The organism is Burkholderia sp. Bmkn7, assembly GCF_041103175.1.
GTDB lineage: Bacteria > Pseudomonadota > Gammaproteobacteria > Burkholderiales > Burkholderiaceae > Burkholderia > Burkholderia cepacia.
In genome coordinates, this window is the sequence record NZ_JBGCUH010000003.1 from 684,427 (window position 1) to 707,090 (window position 22,664).

Sequence of the window (22,664 nt, forward strand, 5' to 3'; positions counted from 1 at the left end):
CGTGAACCGAAGAAGTGCAGCCGGGAGGCCTCATGACATTCGACGAAGTCCGCCAGATCGCGCTGGCATGGCGCGGCGTCGAGGAAGGTACGTCGTACGGCACGCCTGCGCTCAAGGTGAGGGGCAAGATGCTCGCGCGGCTGCGCGAGGACGGCGACACGCTCGTCGTGAAAGGTGTCGGCCCCGACGAGCGCGCGTGGCTGATCGAATCGGAACCGGACGTGTATTACGTGACGGATCACTACGTCGGCTGGCCCATCGTGCTGGTGCGGCTGTCGGCGGCCCGTCCCGACGCCGTGAAAAAACTGCTTCTGCGAGAATGGCAGGCCGTCGTCCCCGCCAAATGGCGCGACGAGAGGGCGCACGGCGCGAACTGACACGCCGGTTGCGGCCTGCTGCCCGGCGTCGCCGGGCGCTTTCGGCGCGGCTCGCGTGCCGGCACGAACGGACACAAGCGTTGCATCGATCGATGTCGATGCAACGAGTGGTTCCATCGAAATTCTTCAATTGGTTCTTAGTGAAGAACCGTTTGGTGCTTACACTCCTTCGCTTCGAAGGCAGCTGACGAAAGCCGACGGAAACGGCGCACGCGATGCGTCGGCGCACCGCGCGCCGCATCGCACCCGCAGCTTCGCAGACTGCGCGGCGCGCCGATCCGAACGGTCCCATCCGGCCGCATGCCCGCGTGCGATGCACGCGCGCTCGCAGCCGGATTCAAGAACGACAACTCCCCCTGCTGCCTTCACGCGACACCCGGCCATACCGGAACCGTTTTTTGGAGAGAGACAGATGAGTGGAAGCAACACAGGCCTCGGTACGGGCCTGAAGCAGCGGCACGTGACGATGATGTCGATTGCCGGCGTGATCGGCGCGGGCCTGTTCGTCGGCTCCGGCCACGCGATCGCGGAAGCCGGCCCGGCGTCGATCCTCGCGTATGCGATCGCGGGCGTGCTGGTCGTGCTGGTGATGCGCATGCTCGGCGAGATGGCCGTCGCGCATCCGGACAGCGGTTCGTTCTCCACCTATGCCGATCGCGCGATCGGCCACTGGGCCGGTTTCTCGATCGGCTGGCTGTACTGGTGGTTCTGGGTGCTCGTGATCCCGATCGAGGCGACCGCCGCCGCGACCATCCTCAATGCGTGGTTCCCCGGCGTTGCAACCTGGGTCTTCGCGCTCGGCATCACGCTGGTGCTGACGGTGACCAACCTCTTCTCGGTCAAGAACTACGGCGAATTCGAATTCTGGTTCGCGCTGATCAAGGTCGTCGCGATCGTCGTGTTCCTGTGCATCGGCGGCGCGGCGATCGTCGGCATCATTCCCGCACCTGCCGTGTCGGGCGTATCGAACCTGTTCGTGCACGGCGGCTTCATGCCGCACGGTGCCGGTGCGGTGCTCGCGGCGATGCTGACGACGATGTTCTCGTTCCTCGGCACGGAGATCGTGACGATCGCGGCCGCCGAATCGGACAACCCGCAACGCCAGATCGTGCGCGCGACCAATTCGGTGATCTGGCGCATCACGCTGTTTTATCTCGGCTCGATCCTGATCGTCGCGGCCATCGTGCCGTGGAACGATCCGCTGCTGCCGAAGCACGGTTCGTATCAGCGCGCGATGGAGCTGATCGGCATCCCGAACGCGAAGGCGATCATCGACGTGATCGTGCTCGTGTCGGTCGCGAGCTGCCTGAATTCGGCGCTGTACACCGCGTCGCGGATGCTGTTCTCGCTGTCGAAGCGCAAGGACGCGCCCGCGTTTCTGCACCGCACGGATTCGACCGGCACGCCGCGCGCGGCCGTGCTCGCATCGACCGCATTCGGTTTCCTGACCGTGATCGCGAACTACCTGATGCCGGAACAGGTCTTCGGATTCCTGCTGGCGACGTCGGGCGCGATCGCGCTGCTCGTGTATCTCGTGATCGCGATCTCGCAGCTGCGGATGCGCAAGACGCTCGAAGCGACCGGCGCCGACCTGACGCTGCGGATGTGGCTGTTCCCCTGGCTCACGTGGCTGGTGATCCTGTTCATCTGCGGCACGCTGACCGTGATGCTCGTGAGTGAGGATCACAGGATGGAAGTGGGTGCGACGGCCGTGCTGGCGCTGATCGTGCTGCTGGCATCGTGGCTGAACAAGCGCGGCCGCGATGCGCAGGCGAGCGCGGGGCGGCGGGTGTCGGCGATGTGAGGTGACGACGAAGCGGCGGCGGACCGAGTGTTTGCCGTCGGCTGGTGAGGAGATTACCGGCGTGAAAAATGGCCTGATCGGCGAAAGCCGGTCGGGCCATTTGCTTTTCGGGACAAACGGGTACCGCTTTCCGGTGTCGACGCGAGTTGTTCGGTAACAGCATGCGGCATTGAAATTTGTGGTCAAAAATCGAACTCGTCTGATTTTACTGGCGGCAAAAAATTAATACATTGATCACCTCGATAAACGGGGTGAATCGATGGGCGAATCGATTTTGAATCCTTTTTTACACGACCAAATTCAGAAATCGGGCCGTATGTTCGTTCCGGAATGCCGGGCACATCCTTGCGTGATTATCGTATCGGGACCCGAGCGATGAACCGGCCGTCGTTATCTCGTGTATGCGTTGCATTTCATGCCCGCGATGGATTTCCGTTGAAGGGCACGTATTTTCCGGTGGCCTCGGCCACTTGCTTTCCCGTTCTCATTTGCCCCGCGACGGGCGTTCGCCAATCCTTCTATTTTCCATTCTCGGATTGGCTGAATGCAATCGGGTATCCAGTATTCGTATTCGATTACCGGGGGATGGGGGCGTCGCTCGGCATGCGCCATGTTCGCCAGTCGCGCGCACGCAAACAGGACTGGGGCCAGCTCGACATGCCCGCCGCGCTTGACTGGCTTCTTCGTGAAACCGGCGCGAGCGAAGCTCACCTGATCGGTCACAGTGCGGGCGGGCAACTGGTCGGACTGATGCCGAATCACGCGTCGATCCGTTCGTTATGCGCGATTTCCGCGTCATCCGGATACGTCGGCAACATCCGGTGGCCGAAGCGAATCGCTGCGTTGTTGCTGGCGAATCTCTATGTTCCGGTTACCGCACGCCTACTCGGCTATGTGCCTGCGAGGGTGCTCGGTTGGGGCGACGATTTGCCGGCACGCGTCGGGCTTCAGTGGGCCCGATGGTGCCGCCGCCCCGGATATATGGCGAACGAGTTCGGGGTCGGCGTTACGCAGCACCACTACAACGAATTCTCCGCTCCCGTCACGGTAGTTGCTGCGACCGACGACCCACTCGCGACACCGGCCAACGTCGAAGACTGGCTGCGATGGTTGCCGCGGGCCAAAAGCAATATCCATTTCATCAGTCCGGAAAACTGCGATGGCCGAGCAATCGGTCACGTCGGCATGTTTCGTCGCCAGTATTCGTCGTTGTGGCCGGAACTCATCAGAGGATTGCGGGGTTGACGTTCAGGCGAGCTTGCATCCTCGTATCAGGAGACCAAGACGGACGATTCAAAAGATATGAAGGGTGCTGGTTCTTCGAAAACGAATTCGACGTCGCATCGGATGAGTTAAACGATACGTCGCGTCTTGAGGCGCGCGTGAAGGACGAGGCCGGGCGCGGGGTCAACGCACCATTGCTGATCGGCGGCGAGCCTGCGTTGCATCTCGACCGGATAAGAATATTCCGGAAACACATGCCGAAGGTGTCCGTCTCGACAAACGGCCTTCGGCGCATTCCAATCGAGGGCTTCGAAGATATCACCATCGCGATCTCTGTATTCGGTGGCGGGCCGCTCGATGACGAACTGCGCGCGATCGGTCCGAATGGGAAGCGTTTCGCGGGCTTGTTTGACAAGGCGCTACTCAACTATCGCAATGACGAGCGGGCGGGTTTCGTCTATGCGGTGTCGATCGACGGAATTGCCTATATCGAAGATACGGTGCGCAAGATTCAAGATAACGGAAATCGACTGCTGTTCAACTACTACAGTCCATACGACGTTGCCGGCCCGCTTCGCCGACGTGGTGAGGAGCAGCTCCTGGATGTGTTGCTCGAACTGAAGGCGAAATATCCGGAAACAGTGGCGAGCCATCCCTATTATCTGGCTGCTCTCATGCGCGGGGAGACCGCATGGGGGACATTCGACCATACTAGTTGCCCGAGCGTCAGCGAGGCTCATCCGCAGAACGCCACGCGTTTCACGTCGGGGTGGCCCGCGTTGCCGAAATTCAACGCGTATCGTGCAGACATGCATACGCTAGCGCGCTGCTGCACATCAGGAGAATGTGCGAAGTGTCGAGACAGCCAGGCCGTGATGTCGTGGTTGCTGGTCAATGCCAAGCAAGTTATGCAGGAAGACGACGGGCTCAGAACGTGGACGGAAGTGGCGGAGAGCTATTTCAGTCAGTTCGTCTGGTCGAGATACCATCCGCGCAGTCGTCTTGAGCGTATCTCGAGTCGCACGATGCAATGACACAACGGGCCGCTCGCCCGGAAAATGAAAAGCCCGCTGCAGCGGGCTTTTCATTGAGATCTTGATGTAACGCTCAGACGTTGAACAGGAAGTTCATCACGTCGCCGTCGTGCACGACATATTCCTTCCCTTCCGCACGCATCTTGCCGGCTTCCTTCGCGCCCTGTTCACCCTTGTACGTGATGAAGTCGTCGAACGCGATCGTCTGCGCGCGGATGAAGCCGCGCTCGAAGTCGGTGTGGATCACGCCGGCCGCCTGCGGTGCCGTATCGCCGATATGGATCGTCCACGCGCGCACTTCCTTCACGCCCGCGGTGAAGTAGGTCTGCAGGCCGAGCAGCTTGAAGCCCGCGCGGATCACGCGGTCGAGGCCCGGTTCTTCCATGCCCATGTCGGCGAGGAATGCTTCCTTGTCGGCATCGTCGAGATCGGCGATTTCCGCCTCGATCGCCGCGCACACGGCGACCACCGGCGCATTTTCGCTTTCCGCGTACTTGCGCACGGCATCCAGGTGCGCGTTGTTCTCGAAACCGTCGTCCTTCACGTTGGCCACGTACATGGCCGGCTTCGCGGTGATCAGGCAGAACGGCTTGAGCAGCGCCTCTTCGTCGTCCGACAGCGCGAGGCCGCGCACGGCCTTGCCCTGGTCGAGCTGCGCGCGCACCTTCTCGAGCACGGCGACGAGCTTCGCCGCTTCCTTGTCGTTGCCCGACTTCGCGGCCTTCGAATAGCGCGTGAGCGCCTTCTCGACGGTGCCGAGGTCGGCGAGCGCGAGTTCGGTATTGATCACTTCGATGTCGTCGATCGGGCTGACCTTGCCGGCGACGTGAATGACGTTCTCGTCCTCGAAGCAGCGCACGACGTGCGTGATTGCATCGGTTTCGCGAATGTTGGCGAGGAACTGGTTGCCGAGGCCTTCACCCTTGCTCGCGCCTGCGACGAGGCCCGCGATGTCGACGAACTCGACGACGGCCGGCACGACACGCTCCGGCTTGACGATCTCGGAGAGCGCCTTCAGGCGCGTATCGGGCACTTCGACGATGCCGACGTTCGGCTCGATCGTGCAGAACGGGTAGTTCTCGGCGGCGATGCCGGCCTTGGTCAGCGCATTGAACAGGGTGGACTTGCCGACGTTGGGCAAGCCGACGATGCCGCATTTGAGACTCATGGAATCCTTCGGACGGGTAAGGCGGCGCGGCCGGACAGGGCACGGCGGCGCGGGAAAAAAGGGCGGCCGGCGCTTGGGGCGCGGCGGGCCGACGGTCAAAGACGCTATTGTACCGTGCCGGCGCCCCCGGATTGCGGGCCGGCGCCGAACGGCCGATGCGGCGGGCCGCCGCGCTGCATCGGCCGCCTGCGATTCTGCTGATTTCCCGCAAAGTCCGGCCGCGTAAGGGTTTGGCCCCGCGGCTATAATGCCCGCCATGACTGCCCACCACTCCTTCGACGTCGCCGTGGTCGGCGGCGGGCTCGTCGGCAAGACTGCCGCGCTCGCGCTGACCCAGTCCGGCTACAAGACTGCCTTGCTCGCCCAGCCGGCCACGCCGCGCCCCGCCGATCTCGTATTCGACACGCGCGTCTACGCGCTGTCTTCCAGTTCGCAGGCGTTGCTCGAGCGGCTGCGGGTCTGGCAGGCGCTCGACCATGGCCGCCTCGCACCGGTCTACGACATGCGCGTGTACGGCGATGCCCACGCGGAACTGCATTTCTCCGCGTACCAGGCATCCGTGCCGCAGCTTGCGTGGATCGCCGAATCGTCGCTGGTCGAGGCGTCGCTCGACGCCGCGCTGCGGTTTCAGCCGAACCTCACGTGGTTCGAGGCGCGCGCGCAGGGCTTCGACGTACACGACGACGCAGCCGTGCTCACGCTGTCGTCGGGGCAGGTGCTGGAAGCGGATCTCGTCGTCGGCGCGGACGGCGCGCATTCATGGGTGCGCTCGCAAATGGGGGCCAAAGTCGAACGACGCGACTACCGGCAAACCGGAGTCGTTGCGAACTTCAAGGCGTCGCTGCCGCATCGCGAGACGGCCTACCAGTGGTTCCACGAAGGCGAGATCGTCGCGCTGCTGCCGCTGCCGGACGGCCATGTGTCGCTCGTCTGGTCCGCGCACACCGCGCATGCGGATGAATTGCTCGCACTCGATCCGGCGCAGCTCGCGGCCGAGGTCGAGCGCGTGTCTCATGGCCAGGTCGGCACGCTCGACTGCGTGACACCGGCCGCCGGCTTCCCGCTGGCGCTGCAGACGGTCGACAAGCTGATCGCGCCGCGCGTCGCGCTGGTCGGCGATGCCGCGCACCTGATCCACCCGCTCGCGGGACAGGGGATGAACCTCGGCCTGCGCGATGTGGCGGCGCTTGCCGATGCGATCGCCGGCAAGGAAAGCTTCCGCAACCTCGGCGATACGGTGCTGCTGCGCCGCTACGAGCGTTCGCGCCGCGAGGACATCCGCGCGCTGATGGTCGCAACCGACGGCCTGCAGCGGCTGTTCGCGGTGCCGGGCTCGCTCGCGAAGGCCGTGCGCAATGCGGGCATGGCCTTCGTCGGTGCGCAGCCGCTCGTGAAGCGCTGGCTCGTGTCGGCCGCGCTCGGCTGATCGAACCTTCGGCCGCTTCGCCGGTCGGACACGGTTCCGTTACGGCGTACACTGTGCCGTGAACACCGATTGAGCTGAAGGAAGATTTCGATGAAAAAAACGATCCGCATCGCGTCGCTGGCGCTGGCCGTCACGATGGCGACGCTTGGCTGCACCGCGCAGGCCGACCAGACCACCAACAAGCTGAAAGCCACGCTGCAGGCCCGCCTCGGCAACGATGCGCCGATCAAGAGCGTGTCGAAATCGCCGGTCGCGGGTCTGTACGAAGTGAACCTCGGCTCGCAGATCATCTATAGCGATGCGGCGGGCGACTACGTGCTGCTCGGCGATCTCGTCGACACCAAGACGCACAAGAACCTGACCGACGCCCGCCTGTCCGAAATCAACAAGATCGACTTCGCGAGCCTGCCGTTCGCGAATGCGATCAAGGTCGTCAAGGGCAACGGCGCCCGCAAGATCGCGGTGTTCTCCGATCCGAACTGCCCGTACTGCAAGAAGCTCGAGACGACGCTGCAGTCGGTCGACAACGTGACCGTCTACACGTTCCTGTACCCGGTGCTGTCGCCGGATTCGACCGCGAAGGCGAAGGCGATCTGGTGTGCGACCGACCGCGCGAAAACGTGGGAGAGCTGGATGCTCGACCATCGCGCACCGACCGGCGCCGGTACCTGCGATACCGCCGCACTCGACAAGAACCTCGCGCTCGGCCGCGGGATGAACGTCACGGGCACGCCGACGATCTTCCTGCCGGACGGCCGCCGCCTGCCGGGCGCCGTATCGGCCGACCAGCTCAACCAGGCGCTCGCGTCGAGCAAGTAACCGACCATCCGCCGGGCCGCATGGCCCGGCCAGCGAGGGGCGCCCGCGTGACCTGCCGGCGCCTCTCTTCGTTTCCGCCGCCGTATCCGACCGTCCGATTGCCACGATGACCCAGCCGATCCGCTATTCGATTGTCCCGAAAGATCTTGCCGCGCACCTGTTCGAAGTGTCGGTGACGGTCGCCGATCCCGACCCCGAAGGCCAGCGCTTTTCGCTGCCGGTGTGGATTCCGGGCAGCTACCTCGTGCGCGAGTTCGCGCGCAACATCGTGACGCTCGGCGCATTCAACGACGCGGGCCGCAAGGTGCGGATCGCAAAGACCGACAAGCACACGTGGCAGGCCGCACCCGTGAACGGCACGCTGACGCTGCGTTACGACGTGTACGCGTGGGACCTGTCGGTGCGCTCCGCGTATCTCGACGAATCGGGCGGCTTCTTCAACGCGACGGCCGTGTTCCTGAGCGTTGCCGGCCGCGAGGACGCGCCGTGTGAAGTCGACATCGGGAAGCCGGCCGGCGCGGCGTTCCGCGCGTGGCGCGTCGGCACCGCGTTGCCCGAGGCGCGCGGCACGAAGCGCTACGGGTTCGGCGCGTACCGCGCGTCGAACTACGACGAGCTTTCCGATCATCCGGTGACGATCGGCGAATTCGCGCTGGCGACGTTCGACGCGCACGGCGTGCCGCACGACATCGTGATCGCGGGGCGTGTGACGCAGCTCGACATGGAGCGCCTGCGCGCCGACCTGAAGCGCGTGTGCGAAGCACAGATCGCGTTGTTCGAGCCGAAATCGAAGAAGGCGCCGATGGACCGCTACGTGTTCATGACGCTTGCGGTCAGCGACGGTTACGGCGGCCTCGAGCATCGCGCGTCGACCGCGCTGATCTGCAACCGCACCGACCTGCCGGTGAAGGGGCGGCCCGAAACGACGGAAGGCTATCGCACGTACCTCGGTCTCTGCAGTCACGAGTACTTCCATACCTGGAACGTGAAGCGCATCAAGCCGGCGGCGTTCGTGCCGTACGACCTGACGCGCGAGAATTACACGTCGCTGCTGTGGCTGTTCGAAGGCTTCACGTCGTATTACGACGACCTGATGCTGGTGCGCAGCGGGCTGATGTCGCAGGACGAATATTTCGCGGCGCTCGGCCGCACGGTCGGCGGCGTGCTGCGCGGCACGGGCCGGCTCAAGCAAAGCGTCGCGGAAAGCTCGTTCGACGCTTGGATCAAGTACTACCGCCAGGACGAGAACGCGACCAACGCGATCGTCAGCTATTACACGAAGGGTTCGCTGGTCGCGCTCGCGTTCGATCTCGCGATCCGCGCGCAGACGCGCAACCGGAAGTCGCTCGACGACGTGATGCGCCTGCTGTGGCAGCGCTACGGCCGCGATTTCTACCGCGGCAAGCAGTCGGGTGTCGAGGAGAACGAAGTCGAGACGCTGATCGAGGAAGCGACGGGCGTCGCGCTCGGCCGCCTGTTCACCGATGCCGTGCACGGCACGCGCGACCTGCCGCTCGCCGAGCTACTCGCACCGTTCGGCGTGACGCTCACGCCGGATGTCGCGAACGGCGCGGCCGCGAAACCGACGATCGGCGCACGCCTGCGCGGCGGCGCGGACTGCACGTTCGCGGCGGTCTACGAAGGCGGCGCCGCGCATCGCGCGGGGCTGTCGGCCGGCGACACGCTGATCGCGGTCGACGGGCTGCGCGTCACGGGCACCAACCTCGACGCGCTGCTCGCGCGCTACCGGCCGGGCGACAAGGTCGAGGTTCACGCATTCCGTCGCGACGAGCTGCGCACCGCGAAACTGAAGCTCGACGGCCCCGAAGTCACGCGCTACCGGCTGACGGCGGCCGCGAAGCCGGCGGCGGCATCGAAGGCCCGGGAAGCCTGGCTGAAGGGCTGATCCTACGAAGGCGGGTATCGGGGCGCGATCGAGGATTGTTCTGTTGTTGCAACAATCCGTCGCCCTGAACCCGCTTTTTCGCGGTCATGCGGCCACGCACAATGGCGTCACTCGCGCTACCGAAGCGCAACCCTACTGGAGCCTGACATGACGACCATTCTGCAAATCAATTCCGCGGCGCGTTCGCAAGGTGCGCAATCCACGCTGCTGGCCAACGAACTGACGGCAAAGCTGCAACAATCGAACCCCGGCGCGAATGTCGTGGTTCGCGACCTGCTGGCCGATGCGCTGCCGCACCTCGACGAATCGGTGCTCGGCGCGTTCTTCACGCCGGCCGACAAGCGCACCGCGGAACAGAATGCGATCGTCGCGAAGAGCGATGCACTGATCGCCGAACTGCAAGCGGCCGACATCATCGTGATCGGCGCACCCATGTACAACTTCGGCGTGTCGTCGCAACTGAAGGCGTATTTCGACTGGATCGCCCGTGCAGGCGTCACGTTCCGCTACACCGAGAACGGTCCGGAAGGCCTGATCAAGGGCAAGAAGGTTCACGTGGTGACGGCCCGCGGCGGCAAGTACCTGGGTACGCCGAACGACAGCCAGACGCCGTACCTGCGCTCGTTCCTCGGCTTCATCGGCCTGACCGACGTGAACTTCATTCACGCTGAAGGCCTGAACCTCGGGCCGGACGCGCAGAGCGCCGCGCTCGCGAGCGCACGCGAAGCGATCGCCGCCGCGTAAGGAAGGCCGAAGCGGGTGCGACGCACCTGCTGCATCGCCCGATAAAAAAACGCCGCGTTCCCGAAAGGGACGCGGCGTTTTTGCATGCTTGCCGGCTCGAAGGAACCGGCAGCGCGTTACGCGAGCGTTTCGGCCACTTCCGGCAGGCGCCAGTCGATCGGCTCGCGGCCGGCGTCGACCAGATAATCGTTCGCGAGCGCGAAATGGCGGCAACCGAGGAAACCGCGGTGCGCGGACAGCGGCGACGGATGCGGCGCCTCGAGCACGCAATGCGCGCTTGCGTCGAACAGTGCGCGCTTCGCCTGCGCGTGTGCGCCCCACAGCATGAACACGAGCCCGCGATGGCGGCCGGCGAGTTCGCGGATCAGCGTGTCCGTGCACTGCTCCCAGCCGCGCTTCGCATGGCTCGCGGCCGCGCCGCGCTCGACCGTCAGCACCGTGTTGAGCAGCAGCACGCCCTGGCGCGCCCAGGTGTCGAGGCAGCCGTGGCGAGGCGTGTCATGACCGAAGTTCGCGGCGATTTCCTTGAAGATGTTGCGCAGCGACGGCGGCGTGCGCACGGCGGGCGGCACCGAGAACGCGAGCCCGTGCGCCTGCGGCGTGCCGCGATCGTCGCCGTGATACGGATCCTGGCCGAGGATCACGACTTTCACGTCGTCCGGGCTCGTCAGGCGCAGCGCGCGGAACACGTCGGTCGGGTAGACCGTCTTGCCGGCCGCACGCTCGTCGTCGACGAAGCGGCACAGCGGCGCATACGCGTCGCTGTCGGTAAAGGGCTTCAGCACGTCGCGCCAGATGGCAGGCAGCGCGTCGAATTGCGCGGCGAGGTGCGGAACGTTGGCGGCGGCAGGCTGCGGGGCCGCCGGTGCCGCAGCCGGTGCGGCGGTTTTCTTGGCGGGCTTGCGCCCGGCCGCGGGCGGTTCGGAAGGCGGGGACGGAAGATCGGCCGGTGCCGTTTCCGGCACGGGATCGTCGAACAGCGACGCCTGTTGCGGCGCGCGGGAAGTCTTGCGGGTTGCCATGCGTGATGCGTGTTATTGCGCGCGCAGCCGGTAGCCGCGCTGCGCCTTGCTGATGTTTTCGGGAGCGAGGCCCGGCAGCGCCTGCTGCAGTTCGGCGGCGAGCGTTGCGAGCGCCGCTTCCGGGCCGTCGATCAGTTCGAGTTCGATTTCGCTGATCGGTTCGCGGCGCGTTTCGTGTTCCGCCTGGACGACGATCTCGCCGATGTCCACCGCGGCTTCGACGGTTGCGCCGCCGATTGCGATGCGCCACAGCGTACGCGAAAAATCCGTGCGGAACAGCGCACGCAGCGCGCCGGCAGCGTCATTCAGCGCGGCGGCGGCCTCCGGCACGTCGCAGGCCGCGACGAGCGCATCGATCTCGAGCGCGTCGCCGGCGACCGGCAGCTCCCATTCGTGGCGGCGGTGCAGGCCGCCTTCCGCGCTGCCGACCGTCTTGAACGTCTGCAGCCAGCCCTGCGGCGCGCGGCGCACGCGCACCGCGCTCTTCGAGCGGGCCAGCGCGAGGTCGGGCGTATCGTAGTAGACGTTCGCGAGCGTGATGTCGTGGCCGGGTTCGCCGGTCAGCGTCTCGAAGAAGCGTCGCGCGGCCTCGGCCTGGCCGGCCGGCAGCGCGAGCTTGATTTCCTTTTCGATCGCCATCAGAAGAACATCCGTGCGAGTTCCTCGCCCGGCTGGTCGGCACGCATGAACGCTTCTCCGACGAGGAACGTGTTCACGTTCGCCGCGCGCATCGTGTCGACATCGGTGCGCGACAGGATCCCCGACTCGGTCACGACGATGCGGTCCGCCGGAATCATGTCGAGCATGTCGAGCGTGGTCTGGATCGACGTCTCGAACGTGCGCAGGTTGCGGTTGTTGATGCCGAGCAGCGGCGTCTTGAGCGTCAGCGCCTGTTCCATCTCGTTGCGGTCGTGCACTTCGACCAGCACCGCGAGGCCGAACGAGTGTGCGTACGCTTCGAGATCCTGCATCAGCGGCGTGTCGAGCGCGGCGGCGATCAGCAGGATCGCGTCCGCGCCCATCGCGCGCGCTTCCACGATCTGGTACGCATCGACGATGAAGTCCTTGCGCAGCACCGGCAGCGTGCAGGCCGCGCGTGCTTCCTCGAGATAGCGGACGCTGCCCTGGAAGAACTGCTCGTCGGTCAGCACCGACAGGCACGCGGCGCCGTGCTCCGCGTACGAACGGGCGATGTCGGCCGGCACGAAATGCTCGCGCAGCACGCCCTTCGACGGGCTGGCCTTCTTGATTTCGGAAATCACGGCCGCGTGGCCGGCTGCGTGCTTCGCGCGCAGTGCGCCGACGAAGTCGCGCAGGTCGCGCGCGGAGGCTTCCAGTTTCAGTGCCTCGAGCGGCGCGCTGCGCATGGCCGCCGCGACTTCTTCGCGCTTGACGGCGATGATTCGGTCGAGAATGTCGCTCATGTGGGTTCCTGCTTGATTCGTAAGGGGAGTCAGCGCTTGAACTGTTGCGTGAAGCGCACGAGTTCGTCGACTTTCGCGCGGGCCTTGCCGCTCGCGATCGCTTCGCGGGCGAGCTGGATGCCGTCCGCGATCGATTCGGCGACGTTCGCCGCATAGAGTGCGGTGCCCGCGTTCAGCGTGACGATCTCGCGCGCGACGCCCGGCTGGTTGTCCAGCGCGCCGAGCAGCATCGTGCGCGATTCGTCGGCATTTTCCACCTTCAGCGTGCGGTTCGACACCATCTGCAGGCCGAAATCTTCCGGATGGATCTCGTATTCGTGCACCTTGCCGTCGCGCAATTCGCCGACGAGCGTCGCGGCGCCGAGCGACACCTCGTCCATCCCGTCCTTGCCGTACACGACGAGCACGTGCTGCGCGCCGAGACGCTGCATCACGCGCACCTGGATGCCGACGAGGTCGGGGTGGAACACGCCCATCAGCTGGTTCGGCGCGCCGGCCGGATTGGTCAGCGGGCCGAGGATGTTGAAGATCGTGCGCACGCCGAGCTCGCGGCGCACGGCCGCGATGTTCTTCATCGCCGGGTGATGGTTCGGCGCGAACATGAAGCCCATGCCCGTCTCGGCGATCGACGCGGCGACCTGCTCCGACTGCAGGTCGATATTCACGCCGAGCGCCTCGAGCACGTCGGCGCTGCCGGACTTGCTCGACACGCCGCGGTTGCCGTGCTTCGCGACCTTCGCGCCGGCCGCGGCCGTGACGAACATCGACGCGGTCGAGATGTTGAACGTGTGCGAGCCGTCGCCGCCGGTGCCGACGATGTCGACGAAGTTCGAGTTGTCCTGCACCTCGACGTGGTTCGCGAATTCGCGCATCACGGTCGCGGCGGCGGCGATCTCGCCGATCGTCTCCTTCTTCACGCGCAGCCCGGTGATGATCGCGGCCGCCATCACGGGCGACATGTCGCCGCGCATGATGAGCCGCATCAGGTGCAGCATCTCGTCGTGGAAGATCTCGCGGTGTTCGATCGTGCGCTGCAGCGCTTCCTGCGGGGTAATCGTCATCGTGAGGCTCCCGTCAGGCGGCTTGCGCGGCTGCGGCGCGTGCCTGTTTCAGGAAATTCTCGAGCAGTGCATGGCCATGCTCGGACAGGATCGATTCCGGGTGGAACTGTACGCCTTCGACCGGCAGCGTCTTGTGGCGCACGCCCATGATCTCGCCGTCGTCGGTCCACGCGGACACCTCGAGGCAGTCAGGCAGCGATTCGCGCTCGATCGCGAGCGAGTGGTAGCGCGTGACGTCGAAATGCTTCGGCAGGTCGGCGAACACACCGCGGCAGTCGGTTTCGATCTTGCTCACCTTGCCGTGCATGATGGTCTTCGCGCGCACGACGCGGCCGCCGAATGCCTCGCCGATCGCCTGATGGCCGAGGCAGACGCCGAGGATCGGCTTCTTGCCCGAAAATTCACGCAGCACGTCGAGCGTGATGCCCGCGTGTTGCGGGTTGCTCGGGCCGGGCGACAGGCAGATCGCGTCGGGATTCAGGCGCGCGATCTCGTCGAGCGTGATTTCGTCGTTGCGGTAGGTGCGTACGTCCTCGCCGAGTTCGCCGAAGTACTGGACCAGGTTGTAGGTAAACGAATCGTAGTTGTCGATCATGAGCAGCATGGTCAGTCTCCGGTCAGAAGTCGCTATCGAGGCCGTCCTGGACCTGTTCGGCCGCACGCAGCACCGCGCGCGCCTTGTTCTCGGTCTCTTGCCATTCGGATTCGGGCACCGAATCCGCGACGACGCCGGCCGCCGCTTGCACGTACAGGTTGCCGTTGTGGATCAGGCCCGTGCGGATCGCGATCGCGAGATCCATCTCGCCCGAGAACGACAGGTAGCCGACGGCGCCGCCGTACAACCCGCGCTTGACCGGCTCGAGCTCGTCGATCAGTTCCATCGCGCGCACCTTCGGCGCGCCGGACAACGTGCCGGCCGGGAACGTCGCGCGCAGCACGTCGTAGTTCGTCATCCCGGGTTTCAGCTTGCCTTCGACCGAGCTGACGATGTGCTGCACGTGCGAGTATTTCTCGATGACCATCTTGTCGGTCACCTGCACCGAGCCGATCTCCGCGATGCGGCCGACGTCGTTGCGCGCGAGGTCGATCAGCATCACGTGCTCGGCGATTTCCTTCGGATCGTTGAGCAGTTCGGTCGCGAGTTCCGCATCGCGCTCGGGCGTGTTGCCGCGCGGGCGCGTGCCGGCGAGCGGACGGATCGTGACGATCTGGTCTTCGCCGCGCTTCTCCTGGCGCACGAGGATTTCCGGCGACGCGCCGACCACGTGGAAATCGCCGAAGTTGTAGTAGTACATGTACGGCGACGGGTTCAGCGAACGCAGCGCACGATACAGCGACAGCGGATTGTCGCGGTACGGCTTCGTCAGCCGCTGGCCGACCTGGATCTGCATCAGCTCGCCGGCCGCGATGTATTCCTTCGCCTGGCGCACGGCGGCCAGATAGTCGTCTTTCTTGAACTCACGGAAGGTTTCGGTGCGCACGCTCGCCGACGTGACGGGCGGCTGCACGGTCGTGCGCAGGCGCTGTTTCAGTTCGCGCAGGCGCTGTTTCGCCTTCGTGTAGGCTTCGGCCTGGCTCGGGTCCGCGTAGATGATCAGGTACAGCTTGCCGGCGAGGTTGTCGATGACCGCGACTTCCTCGGTCAGCAGCAACTGGATGTCGGGCAGGCCGAGATCGTCGCGCGGCGCGGTGTTCGCGAGCTTCTTCTCGATGTAGCGCACCGCGTCGTAGCCGAAATAACCGGCGAGACCGCCGCAGAAGCGCGGCAGGCCCGGGCGCTGCGCGACCTTGAAGCGCGCCTGGAACGATTCGATGAACTGGAACGGGTCACCGTCATGCGTCTCGACGACCTGGCCGTCGCGCACGACTTCCGACACGCCGTTACGGGTGCGGACGAGCGTGCGGGCCGGCAGGCCGATGAACGAGTAGCGGCCGAAGCGTTCGCCGCCGACCACCGATTCCAGCAGGAACGAGTTGGCGCCCGCGCGTTCGGGCTGGGCCAGCTTCAGGTAGAGGGACAGCGGCGTTTCGAGATCGGCGAGGGCTTCCGCGATCAGCGGGATGCGGTTGTAGCCTTCGTTCGCGAGCGATTGGAATTCGAGTTCGGTCATGTTCCGGTCCTGTTCGGGACGAGCGGCGCGTGCGCCAGGGATCACTTGACGCTGCGCGGGTTGCCGTCGGCGAAAGGGCGGTCGATCGAGAAGTGCCTGTTGCCGGCCGGCACTCCGGGCGTGAACGTCGCGAGCCTGCGGCCGATCCTGAACGCAAGCGTTCGGACGCGGTGGAACTCGAGGTGGTGCGACGGTCGGCGCGCGGATGCGCAGCGAGATAAAAAACGGCGCTGAAGACGTGCTTCAGCGTACCTCATCGAAGAGGTTAGCGCGACCAGCGACGCCAGGGCCAGGCTCCCCGGTCGATGCTGCTCAGACTCCGTTTTTTATTCAGAAACATGCAGATGGAAGAAATAATCAGATGGTTGGCCGGCCGGTGTTGTGCGCGGTAATTGCGCGAGCTGCGACCAGCAACGAATCGACTATACCATCCGAATTTATCGTTTGTATAGCTTTGCCGTGGTTGTAGCCGTACGGCACAGTCAGCGTCGCCATCCCGGCCGCGCGGCCGGCCAGCGCATCGTTTTCCGAGTCGCCGATCGCGACTGCCGCATCCGGAGCGACGCCGAGCGCGCTGCAGGCCGTCAGCATCGGCAGCGGATCGGGCTTCTTGCGCGCGACGCTGTCGCCGCCGAGCACGACGCCGAAGCATTCGTCCAGCCCGTATTGCTCGAGCAGTTCGACGGCGAAGCGATGCGGCTTGTTCGTCACGCACGCGAGCCGGATGCCGGCCGCACGCAACGCGTCGAGGCCGGCGGCTACGTCCGGATAAAGGCGCGTGTGGCGGCCGTTGATCTTCGCGTATTCGGTCTGGTAGATCGCCAGTGCATCGTCGAAGCGCGCGTGCGCTTCGTCGGCCGGGAAGCGCGGTTTCAGCACGCTCTGGATCAGGTGTTCGGAGCCCTTGCCGACGTAGCCGATCACCTCGTCACGCGACGTGGCCGGCGCGCCGAGCTGCGCGAGCATCCCGTTCAGGCCGGCCGTGAAATCGTCGGCCGTGTCGACCATCGTGCCGTCGAGATCGATCAGCGCCGCGTCGATGCGCGACGCGGCGAAGCGGATCGGGGCGGCTTCAGCTGCGGCCCCGGCCGGCGCATGGCCGGCGAGCGACGAATCGGCCACGGCGTCAGCTCCGCTCGACGGTAGCGAGCGCGGCGCGCATCTCTTCGATCACCTTGCGGTAGTCGGGCTTGCCGAAGATCGCCGAACCCGCGACGAAGGTGTCGGCCCCGGCCGCCGCGATTTCCGCGATGTTGTCGGCTTTTACGCCGCCGTCGACTTCGAGCAGGATCTCGCGGCCGGTGCGCTCGGTGTACGCGTCGATGCGTGCGCGTGCTTCGCGCAGCTTGTTCAGCGTTTCCGGGATGAACGACTGGCCGCCGAAGCCCGGGTTGACCGACATCAGCAGCACGAAGTCGAGGCGATCCATCACGTGATCGAGGTAGTTCAGCGGCGTCGCCGGATTGAACACGAGACCGGCCTTGCAGCCGTGGTCACGGATCAACGACAGCGTGCGGTCGATGTGATCGGAGCCTTCCGGGTGGAAGCTGATCAGGTTGGCACCGGCCTTCGCAAAATCGGGCACGATCCGGTCGACCGGGCGCACCATCAGGTGCACGTCGATCGGCACCTGCACGTGCGGGCGGATCGCTTCGCACACGAGCGGGCCGATCGTCAGGTTCGGCACATAATGGTTGTCCATCACGTCGAAGTGGATCCAGTCGGCGCCGGCAGCGACGACGTTGCGGACTTCTTCGCCGAGCCGTGCGAAATCGGCCGACAGGATGCTGGGAGCGATACGGAATTGGGTCATGGCAGGGGAGCGGGGACGTTGCGGCGCAAAACCGTCATTCTACCGTCCGGCGACCCGGTGCGCGGCGGCGGCCCGTGCGGCCGAGGCCCGATTGCGCATAGAATGCCGAACCAATGCGGCGCGCCCGCGGCCCCGTTGCCCATGCCGGCACGGACAGTCACCTTCCACCGGAAACATCATGAGTCAGTATCAGTTCACCGTTTCGGTGAAAACCAGCTACTTGCCGGAACAATCCGACCCCGATCGCCGTCAATACGCATTCGCGTACACGCTGACGATCCGCAACACGGGACAAGTCGCGGCGCAGCTGATCGCGCGTCACTGGATCATCACGGACAGCGAGAACCACGTGCAGGAAGTGAAGGGGCTCGGCGTCGTCGGGCACCAGCCGCTGCTGCAGCCGGGCGAGCACTTCGAATACACGAGCTGGGCCGTGATCGCGACGCCGGTCGGCACGATGCGGGGCGCGTACTTCTGCGTGGCGGAAGACGGCGAGCGTTTCGAGGCGCCGGTCGACGAGTTCGCACTCCACATGCCGCGCACGCTGCATTGAGCGTGCGAAGCGCGTCAGCGCGGCTGGCGGTCGTTGTTGCCGCGGGCGTGCTTCTTTCTGCCCGACGACGTCCACACGACGATGAAGATCAGCAGGGCAAGCGCTACGAAGGCTTCGAGCGCAAAGATGAGCATCGGATATTGGTCGAGAAAATCTGACATGGCGGTTTCCATCAAGAACGGACATTGTATGTGGTTTGGGCCCCGGTTGGCCGGGTGGGCGGCAGCGGTCGCGGCGGCGGCGCTGCTCGCGGCGTGCGGCGGCACGCCGACGCGGACTTCGTCGCTGAAGCCGCCGACCGGCGCGGCGATCATGCCGGGGCAGGTCGCCGCGAAGCGACTCACGCCGGTCGCGTGGCAGCAGGTGCCGGGTTGGCAGGATGATTCGCTGATCGGCGCGACGGCCGCATTGCGGCAGAACTGCGTGCGGCTCGCGCGCCAGCCGGCCTGGCAGCGTGCGTGTGCGGCTGCCGACCGGCTCGACGAGCTTGACGTCAGCAGTGCGCGGGCATTCTTCGAAACGTATTTCACGCCGTTCCAGTTCGCGAACACCGACGGTACGCTCGACGGGCTGGTGACAGGCTATTACGAGCCGCTGCTGCATGGTTCGCGCGTGCGTCGTGGCCCGTATCAGTACGCGCTGTACCGCTGGCCGGCCGGTTATCGCGCGGGCGCCGCGCTGCCGGCACGCGCGCAGCTCGAACGCGCCGGCATCCTGAACGGCAACGAACTCGTGTGGGTCGACGACCCGATCGAGGCGTTCTTCCTGCAGGTGCAGGGCTCGGGGCGCGTGTTGCTCGACGACGGTTCGGTGATGCGGGTCGGCTTCGGCGGCACCAACAACCAGCCGTACCGTTCGATCGGCAAGTGGCTGCTCGATCGCGGCGAACTGACACCCGCCCAGGCGACGATGCAGGGCATCAAGGCGTGGGCGAAGGCGAACCCGAATCGCGTCGACGCGTTGCTCGACACGAACCCGCGGTTCGTGTTCTTCCGCGACATGCCGACCAAGGAGGATGCGCCGCACGGCGGCGCGGACGGCCCGATCGGCGCGCTCGGCGTGCCGCTGACGCCGGAACGCTCGATCGCGGTCGACCCGTCGTCGATCCCGCTCGGCACGCCGGTGTTCCTGCAGACCACGCGCCCGCTGACGAATACGCCGATGAACCGGCTCGTGTTCGCGCAGGATACGGGCTCCGCGATCAAGGGCGGCGTGCGGGCCGATTATTTCTGGGGGCTCGGCGACGACGCAGGCGATCAGGCCGGCCGGATGAAGCAGGTCGGCCGGATGTGGCTGCTGTTCCCGAACTCGTGACTTGAGGCGGCCCGGGTTGTCCGGGCCGCCGCTGCCGATGCATCGGAGGGTGCACTCGTGGGCGCGATGGAGTGTGCGGGGCGTGTCGCGCTGATTGCGAGGGCGCCACGTGCGGCGTGAGTTTTCGTGACGCGCCTTTTGCCTCGACGGGTGCCCCAGAGGCGGCCCGGAATGAAACAGCCCGATCGGCGTTGGCCGATCGGGCTGTTTCATTTGCAGCCGCGGATTCACCGCACGTCGTGCACGCGCGGCGATTGCCGTCAGCCCTTGCGCTTGTCGACGACGCGTCGCGCCTTGCCGACCGAACGCTCGATCCCGTTCACGGGCAGCACGTTGATTACGGCCGTCACGCCGATCAGCGACTTGATGTCGTGTGCGAGCGCCTGTTTGGCCGCATGAATCGCCGCCGTATCGGGCGCAGTCTCCGGACAGGGCTCGACATTGAGCGTCAGCACGTCGAGCGGGCCTTCCTTTGTCAGTACGATCTGATAGTGCGGTGCGAGTGCGCGCTGCTTGAGCAACTGCTCCTCGATTTGCGTCGGGAACACGTTGACACCGCGCACGATCATCATGTCGTCCGAACGCCCCGTGATCTTCTCCATCCGGCGCATCGTGCGGGCAGTGCCAGGCAGCAGCCGCGTGAGGTCGCGGGTGCGGTAGCGGACGATCGGCAGTGCCTCCTTCGTCAGCGACGTGAACACGAGCTCGCCGAGTTCGCCATCCGGAAGCACTTCGCCCGTTTCAGGGTCGATGATTTCCGGATAGAAGTGGTCTTCCCAGATGGTCGGGCCGTCCTTGGTCTCGACGCATTCGGACGCGACGCCGGGGCCCATCACTTCGGAAAGCCCGTAGATGTCGACCGCGTCGATGCCCATCCGCTGCTCGATCGCGACGCGCATGTCGTTGGTCCACGGTTCCGCGCCGAAGATGCCGATGCGCAGCGAACTCTGCACGGGATCGAGACCCTGGCGCTCGATTTCATCGGCGATCGACAGCATGTAGCTCGGCGTCACCATGATGATGTCGGGCCGGAAATCCTGGATCAGCTGCACCTGCTTTTCGGTCTGGCCGCCGCCGAACGGGATCACGGTCAGCCCTGCGCGTTCGGCGCCGTAGTGCGCACCGAGCCCGCCTGTGAACAGGCCGTAGCCGTAGCTCACGTGCACCTTGTCGCCGCGGCGCGCACCGGCGGCGCGGATCGAGCGCGCGACGAGATTCGCCCATGTGTCGATGTCGCCGGCCGTATAGCCGACGACCGTCGGCTTGCCGGTCGTGCCCGACGACGCATGAATGCGCGAGATCTGGTCCTGCGGCACCGCGAACATCCCGAACGGGTAACTGTCGCGCAGGTCGCTCTTCGTCGTGAACGGGAAGCGCGACAGGTCGGCGAGCGTCTTCAGGTCGTCCGGATGGACGCCCGCGTCGTCGAACTTGCGACGATAGACGGGAGAGTGGTCATACGCATGCCGGAGCGACCACTTGAGGCGTTCGAGCTGCAGCGCGGTCAGCTCGTCGCGTGAGGCGGTCTCGATCGGCTCGAGCGGTAGCGGGGTAGTCATGCATGTCTCCAGTGTTTGTTATGTGCGAGCCGTCGACGTCAGCGGTCTTCCGGGATGACCGTACCCTTGATCTGGGCGGATTTGCCGCGAAACATCGCGACGGTTTCTCCGGTCTGGTTCGTGACGCGGATGTCGTAGATCCCTTGGCGGCCGGCGCGTGCCTGCTCGATCGCCTCGGCCGTCAGCACGTCGTCGCCGTGCACGGGGCGCAGGAATTCGATCGAGCAGCCGGCCGCGACTGCGTTCACGTTGTACGAGTTGCATGCGAACGCGAACGTCGAATCGGCCAGCGTGAAGATGATCCCGCCATGGCAGGTCTGATGCCCGTTCAGGAATTCGGGCCGCACGCGCATTTGCAGGCGCGCGTAGCCGGCGCGTACTTCGGCGATTTCCATCCCGAACGCGCGGCTGCATGCGTCGGCGTCGTACATGGCTCGCGCGGCGGCACGGGCGAGCGCGTCGGGGTCGAGCGTGGCAGTGGCGTCCGTCATGTCAACGCCCCTCGAAGCGCGGTGCGCGCTTCTCGATGAACGCCTTCACGCCTTCCGCATAGTCGTACGACTGACCGAGCTTGCGCTGCAGGTCGCGTTCCTGGTCGAGTTGCTGGTCGAGCGTGTTCGTGACGCTGTCGCGCATCGATTGCTTGATCGATGCGATCGCGAGCGTCGGCTGCTGCGCAAGCTGGGTGGCGAGCTGGCGGACTGACGCAGCGAGGGTGTCGTCGTCGACCGCGCGCCAGATCAAGCCCCATTGCTCGGCCTGTTCGGCGCCGAGCTTGTCGCCGGTCAGCGCGAGCCCCAGCGCGCGTGCCATGCCGACGCGTTGCGGCAGGAACCATGTGCCACCCGAATCGGGTACGAGCCCGATCTTGACGAAGGCCTGGATGAAACTGCTCGAGCGGGCGGCGAACACGAGATCGCACGCGAGCGCGAGGTTCGCGCCGGCGCCGGCCGCGGTTCCGTTGACGGCGGCGATGACCGGAATCGGCAGACGCTGCAGGCGGCGGATCAGCGGATTGAAGTGCTCGTCGATCAGCGCGCCGAGGTCGGTGGACGCGCCCGGCGTGAAGTCGAGATCGGCCAGGTCCTGGCCCGCGCAGAAGCCGCGCCCCGCGCCAGTCAGGATCAGCGCGCGCGCACCGGCCGCTTCGACATCATCGAGTGCCGACTGCAGTTCGCGATGCATCGCCCGCGTAAAGCTGTTCAGCTTGTCGGGGCGGTTGAGGGTAATCGTGGCCACGTTCGAGGCGCGATCGATATCCAGCTGAATCGCCTGATAGGACATGCAGTGTCTCCTTCATGACTT

General features: G+C 65.5%; 22 protein-coding genes. 10 read left to right on the plus strand and 12 right to left on the minus strand.

What is annotated here, in order from left to right; all coding sequences use genetic code 11:
• Positions 1–32: 32 nt before the first annotated feature.
• The 4 genes from AB3K92_RS24650 to AB3K92_RS24665 all read left to right on the plus strand — a co-directional run bounded on the left by AB3K92_RS24650 (position 33) and on the right by AB3K92_RS24665 (position 4,439).
• Positions 33–377 carry an MmcQ/YjbR family DNA-binding protein gene (locus tag AB3K92_RS24650; protein ID WP_021156959.1) on the plus strand — a complete coding sequence of 115 codons (345 nt, stop codon included), beginning with the start codon at positions 33–35 and terminating at the stop codon, positions 375–377.
• Positions 378–789: 412 nt separating this feature from the next.
• On the plus strand, positions 790–2,181 hold the full coding sequence (gene gabP / locus AB3K92_RS24655; protein ID WP_021156961.1) for a GABA permease: 1,392 nt from the start codon (positions 790–792) through the stop codon (positions 2,179–2,181).
• Positions 2,182–2,616: 435 nt separating this feature from the next.
• Positions 2,617–3,426 carry an alpha/beta fold hydrolase gene (locus AB3K92_RS24660; RefSeq protein ID WP_369466004.1) on the plus strand — a complete coding sequence of 270 codons (810 nt, stop codon included), beginning with the start codon at positions 2,617–2,619 and terminating at the stop codon, positions 3,424–3,426.
• Positions 3,423–4,439, plus strand: coding sequence for a radical SAM protein (locus AB3K92_RS24665; RefSeq protein WP_369466005.1), 1,017 nt, complete (start codon positions 3,423–3,425; stop codon positions 4,437–4,439). The genes AB3K92_RS24660 and AB3K92_RS24665 overlap by 4 nt, the downstream gene beginning before the upstream one ends.
• Before the next feature lie 73 nt (positions 4,440–4,512).
• On the opposite strand, the gene ychF is transcribed toward AB3K92_RS24665, so the two are convergent.
• The gene (gene ychF, locus AB3K92_RS24670) at positions 4,513–5,607 is read right to left on the minus strand and encodes a redox-regulated ATPase YchF (protein ID WP_021156964.1); all 1,095 of its coding nucleotides are present in this window, start codon (positions 5,605–5,607) and stop codon (positions 4,513–4,515) included.
• Between the two features lie 247 nt (positions 5,608–5,854).
• Here ychF and AB3K92_RS24675 point away from each other — a divergent pair, with 247 nt between their 5' ends.
• The 4 genes from AB3K92_RS24675 to AB3K92_RS24690 all read left to right on the plus strand — a co-directional run bounded on the left by AB3K92_RS24675 (position 5,855) and on the right by AB3K92_RS24690 (position 10,502).
• Positions 5,855–7,033: a UbiH/UbiF family hydroxylase gene (locus tag AB3K92_RS24675; protein ID WP_059653487.1), complete on the plus strand. Its 1,179-nt coding sequence runs from the start codon at positions 5,855–5,857 to the stop codon at positions 7,031–7,033.
• Positions 7,034–7,123: 90 nt separating this feature from the next.
• Complete coding sequence (locus AB3K92_RS24680) at positions 7,124–7,852, plus strand: DsbC family protein (RefSeq protein WP_369466007.1); 729 nt, start codon at positions 7,124–7,126, stop codon at positions 7,850–7,852.
• A gap of 106 nt (positions 7,853–7,958) precedes the next feature.
• Positions 7,959–9,758: a M61 family metallopeptidase gene (locus AB3K92_RS24685; RefSeq protein ID WP_369466008.1), complete on the plus strand. Its 1,800-nt coding sequence runs from the start codon at positions 7,959–7,961 to the stop codon at positions 9,756–9,758.
• Between the two features lie 147 nt (positions 9,759–9,905).
• On the plus strand, positions 9,906–10,502 hold the full coding sequence (locus AB3K92_RS24690; RefSeq protein ID WP_048026373.1) for an FMN-dependent NADH-azoreductase: 597 nt from the start codon (positions 9,906–9,908) through the stop codon (positions 10,500–10,502).
• Between the two features lie 116 nt (positions 10,503–10,618).
• Here AB3K92_RS24690 and AB3K92_RS24695 read toward each other — a convergent pair whose 3' ends face one another.
• The 8 genes from AB3K92_RS24695 to rpe all read right to left on the minus strand — a co-directional run bounded on the left by AB3K92_RS24695 (position 10,619) and on the right by rpe (position 17,933).
• Complete coding sequence (locus AB3K92_RS24695; protein WP_369466009.1) at positions 10,619–11,524, minus strand: uracil-DNA glycosylase; 906 nt, start codon at positions 11,522–11,524, stop codon at positions 10,619–10,621.
• Positions 11,525–11,536: 12 nt separating this feature from the next.
• Complete coding sequence (locus tag AB3K92_RS24700) at positions 11,537–12,163, minus strand: CYTH domain-containing protein (RefSeq protein ID WP_048026371.1); 627 nt, start codon at positions 12,161–12,163, stop codon at positions 11,537–11,539.
• Positions 12,163–12,948 (minus strand): indole-3-glycerol phosphate synthase TrpC, encoded by a 786-nt coding sequence (trpC, locus tag AB3K92_RS24705; RefSeq protein ID WP_369466010.1) that lies wholly within the window; start codon positions 12,946–12,948, stop codon positions 12,163–12,165. The genes AB3K92_RS24700 and trpC overlap by 1 nt, the downstream gene beginning before the upstream one ends.
• A 29-nt stretch (positions 12,949–12,977) precedes the next feature.
• Entirely contained in the window at positions 12,978–14,009 is a 1,032-nt protein-coding gene (gene trpD, locus AB3K92_RS24710; protein WP_027788472.1) for an anthranilate phosphoribosyltransferase, read from the minus strand.
• 13 nt (positions 14,010–14,022) lie between these two features.
• A complete protein-coding gene (locus tag AB3K92_RS24715) occupies positions 14,023–14,613 on the minus strand; it encodes an aminodeoxychorismate/anthranilate synthase component II (protein ID WP_059554485.1) in 591 nt (196 codons plus the stop codon).
• Between the two features lie 13 nt (positions 14,614–14,626).
• The gene (trpE, locus tag AB3K92_RS24720) at positions 14,627–16,120 is read right to left on the minus strand and encodes an anthranilate synthase component I (protein ID WP_042973047.1); all 1,494 of its coding nucleotides are present in this window, start codon (positions 16,118–16,120) and stop codon (positions 14,627–14,629) included.
• A 357-nt stretch (positions 16,121–16,477) separates the two neighbouring features.
• On the minus strand, positions 16,478–17,242 hold the full coding sequence (locus AB3K92_RS24725) for a phosphoglycolate phosphatase (RefSeq protein ID WP_369466012.1): 765 nt from the start codon (positions 17,240–17,242) through the stop codon (positions 16,478–16,480).
• A 4-nt stretch (positions 17,243–17,246) separates the two neighbouring features.
• A complete protein-coding gene (gene rpe, locus AB3K92_RS24730; protein WP_369466014.1) occupies positions 17,247–17,933 on the minus strand; it encodes a ribulose-phosphate 3-epimerase in 687 nt (228 codons plus the stop codon).
• A 178-nt stretch (positions 17,934–18,111) separates the two neighbouring features.
• Here rpe and apaG point away from each other — a divergent pair, with 178 nt between their 5' ends.
• Both apaG and AB3K92_RS24740 read left to right on the plus strand, forming a co-directional pair.
• On the plus strand, positions 18,112–18,486 hold the full coding sequence (gene apaG / locus AB3K92_RS24735; RefSeq protein ID WP_011350820.1) for a Co2+/Mg2+ efflux protein ApaG: 375 nt from the start codon (positions 18,112–18,114) through the stop codon (positions 18,484–18,486).
• An 81-nt stretch (positions 18,487–18,567) separates the two neighbouring features.
• Positions 18,568–19,800, plus strand: coding sequence for a murein transglycosylase A (locus AB3K92_RS24740; RefSeq protein WP_048026376.1), 1,233 nt, complete (start codon positions 18,568–18,570; stop codon positions 19,798–19,800).
• A gap of 260 nt (positions 19,801–20,060) precedes the next feature.
• On the opposite strand, the gene paaK is transcribed toward AB3K92_RS24740, so the two are convergent.
• Genes paaK through paaG form a run of 3 tightly spaced genes read right to left on the minus strand, consistent with a single transcriptional unit; the run spans position 20,061 to position 22,643 of the window.
• A complete protein-coding gene (gene paaK, locus AB3K92_RS24745; protein WP_059498650.1) occupies positions 20,061–21,359 on the minus strand; it encodes a phenylacetate--CoA ligase PaaK in 1,299 nt (432 codons plus the stop codon).
• A gap of 38 nt (positions 21,360–21,397) precedes the next feature.
• Complete coding sequence (paaI, locus tag AB3K92_RS24750) at positions 21,398–21,850, minus strand: hydroxyphenylacetyl-CoA thioesterase PaaI (RefSeq protein ID WP_060047990.1); 453 nt, start codon at positions 21,848–21,850, stop codon at positions 21,398–21,400.
• Position 21,851: 1 nt separating this feature from the next.
• The gene (paaG, locus tag AB3K92_RS24755) at positions 21,852–22,643 is read right to left on the minus strand and encodes a 2-(1,2-epoxy-1,2-dihydrophenyl)acetyl-CoA isomerase PaaG (protein WP_021156977.1); all 792 of its coding nucleotides are present in this window, start codon (positions 22,641–22,643) and stop codon (positions 21,852–21,854) included.
• Positions 22,644–22,664: the final 21 nt, after the last annotated feature.